The sequence below is a fragment of the Thalassolituus sp. UBA6592 genome, from assembly GCF_002433655.1.
GTDB lineage: Bacteria > Pseudomonadota > Gammaproteobacteria > Pseudomonadales > Oceanobacteraceae > Venatoribacter.
In genome coordinates this window covers 1-5239 of sequence record NZ_DJIO01000193.1, presented here as the reverse complement: position 1 = coordinate 5239, position 5239 = coordinate 1, and the positions used below count along the sequence as shown (strand labels likewise).

3 protein-coding genes and 1 pseudogene are annotated in these 5239 nt (G+C 54.6%); all 4 read right to left on the bottom strand.

Annotated elements, in window-relative coordinates; all coding sequences use genetic code 11:
- The coding region (locus B2Z72_RS19195) for an ExeA family protein (RefSeq protein WP_349681260.1) at positions 1-254 on the bottom strand (254 nt) is incomplete at its 3' end.
- A gap of 70 nt (positions 255-324) precedes the next feature.
- On the bottom strand, positions 325-1377 hold the full coding sequence (locus tag B2Z72_RS19190) for a hypothetical protein (RefSeq protein WP_296982936.1): 1053 nt from the start codon (positions 1375-1377) through the stop codon (positions 325-327).
- Positions 1378-4479 carry a hypothetical protein gene (locus B2Z72_RS19185; RefSeq protein WP_296982937.1) on the bottom strand — a complete coding sequence of 1034 codons (3102 nt, stop codon included), beginning with the start codon at positions 4477-4479 and terminating at the stop codon, positions 1378-1380.
- A 117-nt stretch (positions 4480-4596) separates the two neighbouring features.
- Positions 4597-5239 (bottom strand): annotated as a pseudogene (locus B2Z72_RS19180) (malate synthase G); the annotation flags it as partial.

Here is a 5239-nt window from a genome sequence, read left to right as displayed (position 1 = left end):
TCGGCCGGTGACAACTGGGGATTAAAGATATAGGCCGTGCGCACGCTGTCATCCAGACCTGCCAGAAATGACCGGCACAGCGTGGTTTTACCCGTACCCACTTCGCCGGTAAGACAGATCAGTCCGCCCAGGCCGGTCAGCGCGTATTGCAGATGCGCAAGTGCTTCCTGATGACCCGCAGAAGGAAAGAGAAAGTCCGGATCCGGTGCGATGGTGAACGGAAATCGGTCAAAACCGAAATATTCGAGGTACATATCTCGCCTGAGCAGCTGCAGCGTTAAAAAGCCGCATCATAACGGATTTTGTGGGCGGGCGCTGAGGTCTTCAGCGCCAGTGGAAATTAACACCCAGGTTAATCTGCAGGTCACGGGCGTGACTGAGTCGGTTATCGTCAGTGATCAGGCTCAGATTGTGCCACGCCGAGCGCCAGTGCAGACCAAGCTGCCGGGTGCTGTGCACTGACAGCGCCATCAGCCCCACGGGTGTTTGCCAGCCTTTTTCCGCACTCAGACGTTGATACTCATCATGCCGGTAAGCGCTGAACAGCAGATGCTGACTCATCAATTGCGCACTGGCCGTCAGAGTCATCGGGATGCGGTCATCGTAATCACTCTGCCCTGCCCGCCCTGATGCCGAACCACTGCTGGCACAGGTAATCCCGGCACTGGAGCCGACGTTGATGCAGCCCATGGTAAAGCCCGCATCGTTGAAATACCAGCGATTCAATACATCGCCTGCGCCGAATCTCAACGTCCAGTCAGTGAAACCGGTATAAGCCAGATTCAGATCCAGCGAAGTGCCGTAACCCTGGCTATCGCTGACCGGGTATTCGAGAATTTTGTCTTCATCGAAATGATAATCCAGGGTCGCTGACGCAGAGGCACCGGAGCCTGCCAGTGAGACGCCGTCCAGCGAACCAAACTGGTATTGATCGACCTTATAGAGCGCCAATGACGGCTGAAACTGCCAGTCTGGCACGCTGAACAGCTTAGCCAGGCGGATACCGTCAGCACGGAACGATTTAACGTCCAGTTTCAGATTAAGTTCTTTATCCGACGTCAGATCGTGTTCCATGTTGTAGTAGAACTCGGACATGTCTTTGCTGAAGGTAAAATAGTAGTACCAGCGTTTTTCCGCCGACAACTGCCAGTCGTCATAACGTACGCCACTGCTGAGACGCAGATCGGCATAGGCGTATTCGCCCCGGGTAAAACCATCATCCCAGCCATGGATCATATCGCTGACAGACACCGGCTCTGAAGAAGCATGAACATCTGCAGCCAGAAAAACTTCACCGGCGGCATGGGCCGCCGGCGAAACACAGAAAGACACAGGTAAGATCAGAGCAAGCCCTGAATAAAAAGCTGTACGGCTCAATCAGCCTCCAAGAATTAAAAACTGGCCATCAATAAAACGTACCACATAAACGCCGTCACGCTCTTCCCGGATAACACCGATGAGCGAATTACGGAACGTCAGATAGCCCACAGCTTCACAACTGTTAACGCGCAGTTCTTTGCGGTTAATCACCCCACAGGGCTGCTGCTCACCGTTTTCATCAATAGCGTATTCTGCATTTGCCGAAATCGTCAGACCGATGCTTTCGCCGCTGCTGTTACCCAGCAAGGTAACGCCACCGCGGAAAACAATCAGATCTGCGATTTCAAACCCGTAGTTAATGGTTTCATCACTGTCCGGATCTACAAAGCCGGTGGTGCCCACCGCGTACGCCAGATACAAACCCTGCGCACGCAGGCCGGTGGGCAAAATATCGACAAGGTAGTCATAATCATACCCTGCGGTTATCGCCACTTCCCATTGATCTTTGCTTTCGCGCACCAGATTCACATCCACCAGCGCCAGTGGCAGACGACTGAACTGGCTCACGGTATTATCCAGGCATCCTGCGGAGCGGGTGCACTCCACCAGCTCCTGAGCAAGGCGCACATTGAGCTCGGCAATCCCCAGAGCGAATACCGCTTTCAGTTCACCGTCCAGGGTTTCTTCAACACCCTCCGCCGCCAACCGGGCTTTGCCGTTGCTATCATGGGCAAATACCGGTGCGTAGGCGCCCCGTGACGGTACTGAGAATAAACCCAGATAGCCGTCGTCCACCAGCGACTGTACCGACAACACGCTACCGGTCAGGCTGACCTGAGTGCAGTTTTCTGTGCGCCGGGTACCGGACACCACCACCACAGAACAGTTCCGTACACCGGCACTGCCAACATCATCGTCGGCGAATATTTCAATGCGGTTGATACCATAGCCATCCACTTCAACCTCGATGTAATCGGCCATGCGGTAAACCGCAAGATTCTGGCTGTCGGTGCCGAAGCGCACACTCTCGTCATACTGGATGCGATAGCGGAATAAATCCGCTGCGCTGGCGCCAGCCTCATAGCCTTCGCGCACACGGAAAAAATCATCAGCTTCGGGCCACAGACTGTCAGAATAATAATCCGCAGCATTAGTCGCTTTGCCGGTAATCGTCAGCTCGGCTTTATCGCCCAGAGTGACCACGCCACCGTCTTCCGCCAGTTTGCCCTCGTCTTCGCCAAGCGCCAGCAACTGCAATCCGATCTCAGCCAGGTTGTAGTGGTAAGGCGAGTCACCGCCTGCGGCCAGCGTCAGTACATCGCGCACACCAATCAGGCTGGCCTCGAAGTAAAGCTCTGCGGTCTGGCCGCTGCTGCCATCCTGATCCAGAGGAATCCGCACGTAAGGCCAGCTGAATCGAAAACCCACGGGCTCCACATAGCCATCCGGAACGGTGCTGGTCTGTGCATCCGCCACGGCTGTCAGTGGTACCTGAGCATACTGCTGATCATAAACCACGCGCACATAAGGGTTATTTTCGACCGTTTCACCGAGATCGTTCTCGCTGCGTAATACGGCAAATTCCGCACGCAACTGTCGGCTGGCGCCTCCTGCAGTCTGGTAAGGGACAATCAGCTCTCCGGAGGGCAGCAGGATATCAAAAGCATACGTGTCTTCCGTGCCACCCGCAGAGCCGTCGGCAGCAACCCCGGCCACAGACAAACGGAAGGAGCCATTGGCATTGACCGCATAAGTTTTGTCCGCTGCGCGATAGGCGGAATCTCCGGCGCAGGAGGCGTGGCCGTTAAGGCAGGCCATAAACGCCAGTGACGCATCGCGCAACCGCTGTGTCATTACATTGAGCCCGGGCGCAGCGCCGTCGTAAACCGCGTTGAGGTTATCGTAATACGCCAGGGTTTTAGCGACATAAGCCGGATCGACGAAACTATGGACGCAGCCTGTTGCATTCTGGTCGGTGCCTGACGGACAGGTATCCGGGTCTGAAGCATCCCAGTTCAGCAGGCGTTCATTCAGATCTGCCACAAAGCGTTTGGTCGTGCCCACCACATCATTCCAGCTTTCCACTTCATCAAAACGGACGCTGACATTGGTCAGCTGACCGTCCTGTAAGCGCGCCATCTGATCAGTCAGTCGCTGCAGAACAGCATCTGTCTGAGCCGGAACACGGTAATTGCGCTCTTCCAGATAGGCTTTATTGCTGCTGAGCACAGCCCGGGCAGCGGCAAAAATATCGTACAGCGATGTACCGGTACCGCCCTTCTGATACAGCTGGCCCTTATACGTCAGAAAATCATCGACCAGATAATAGAGCCAGGTGACCTCATTCAGCCCCTCATCTTTTGCCAGCTGCTGGGCACCCGCAACCAAAGCCCCGTAGTAAATGGCATCGCTGAGCTGCGCTGTAGACACGTCGTTCTCATTACGCAGGTCGTAAGGCTCCAGAGGCTGACTGGAGATAATGTCTGCCACGCCGAACATACGGTTCAGCCACAGGTTTGCGCGCTCAATAGTGACGTCAGTGTAAATACCTGAACGTGGTGTAGTCGGATCTGTACCTTCATTGCCGCTCTGATCGATGTAACTGGTGTAGGCAAATGCGCTCGCCAGATGGGTAATCCAGTTCACGTTGATACGCATGTCTTCCATCACATTACCGACAGAAGCACGCAACTCATAAGCCGGTGTATCCGCACCGTCACCGGCTATCTGTAAACGCTGATCCACCACCGCATCGCTGCCATAACTCCAGCTGCCACCACATCCGGCCACCAGCTGACAACGGATACGGGTCTGGTTATCACCGTCGTCCTGCCCATCCTTAGCCAGGGTAATCAATGTCATCGGATGTCCGATGTCCTGTTCGCTGACGGCGACACGGTAATAAGCCTGGGCAGTACTGCTGGCGCGTTCGCCGTCATAGACCTCTGCGCGACTGTCATTGATGGTGGTGCGTGGCTGACCACTGGCGTTAATCGGTACCGCCTGCACCAGTGCGTTATGAACATTACTGGCGCCAACATAACCATTGACGTATCTGGGTTCTGCTCTGGAACCTGAGCCTGAACTGCTGTTACCGGAGCAGCCGGCGAGTATGGTGACAGCAGTGAGTACTGCTATGTCTCTGATCCTGCGTTTCATTATTTTTATATCCGCGTGAGAACAAAGCGATTCTAACATTATCGGCACGATCGTTTTCAAACAAAAAAGCCCGGCTTTTCCGAGGAAAAGCCAGGCTTTTTCATTCAGGCCAACAGATTATTTCTGTGCAGCCTTGAACTTCAGACGGTAAGCGTGCAGCAGAGGCTCGGTGTAACCGGCTGGCTGTTCTTTACCTTTGAAGATCAGGTCAGACGCTGCCTGGAAAGCGATAGTGTCAAACGACGGTGCCATGGCAATGTAAGCAGGATCACCGGCATTCTGACCATCAACAACCGCAGCCATGCGCTTCAGGCTGTCTTCAACCTGTTCGCGGGTACAGATACCGTGCTCCAGCCAGTTAGCCACGTGCTGAGATGAAATACGCAGCGTTGCGCGGTCTTCCATAAGGCCAACGTTGTGAATATCAGGCACTTTGGAACAACCAACGCCCTGATCAACCCAGCGTACTACGTAGCCCAGAATACCCTGACAGTTGTTATCCAGTTCTTTACGGATGTCGTCTTCAGTCAGTGCGGCAGCCTGTTCAGCAGTCATCAGCGGAATGGTCAGGATGTCATCAACAGACGCATGGGCGCGTTTCTTCAGTTCGTCCTGTACCGCGAATACATCCACTGTGTGGTAGTGAGTCGCGTGCAGAGTTGCTGCGGTTGGAGACGGAACCCATGCAGTGTTGGCACCGGCTTTCGGATGGCCAATTTTCTGTTCCATCATGGCTGCCATTTCATCCGGCATTGCCCAC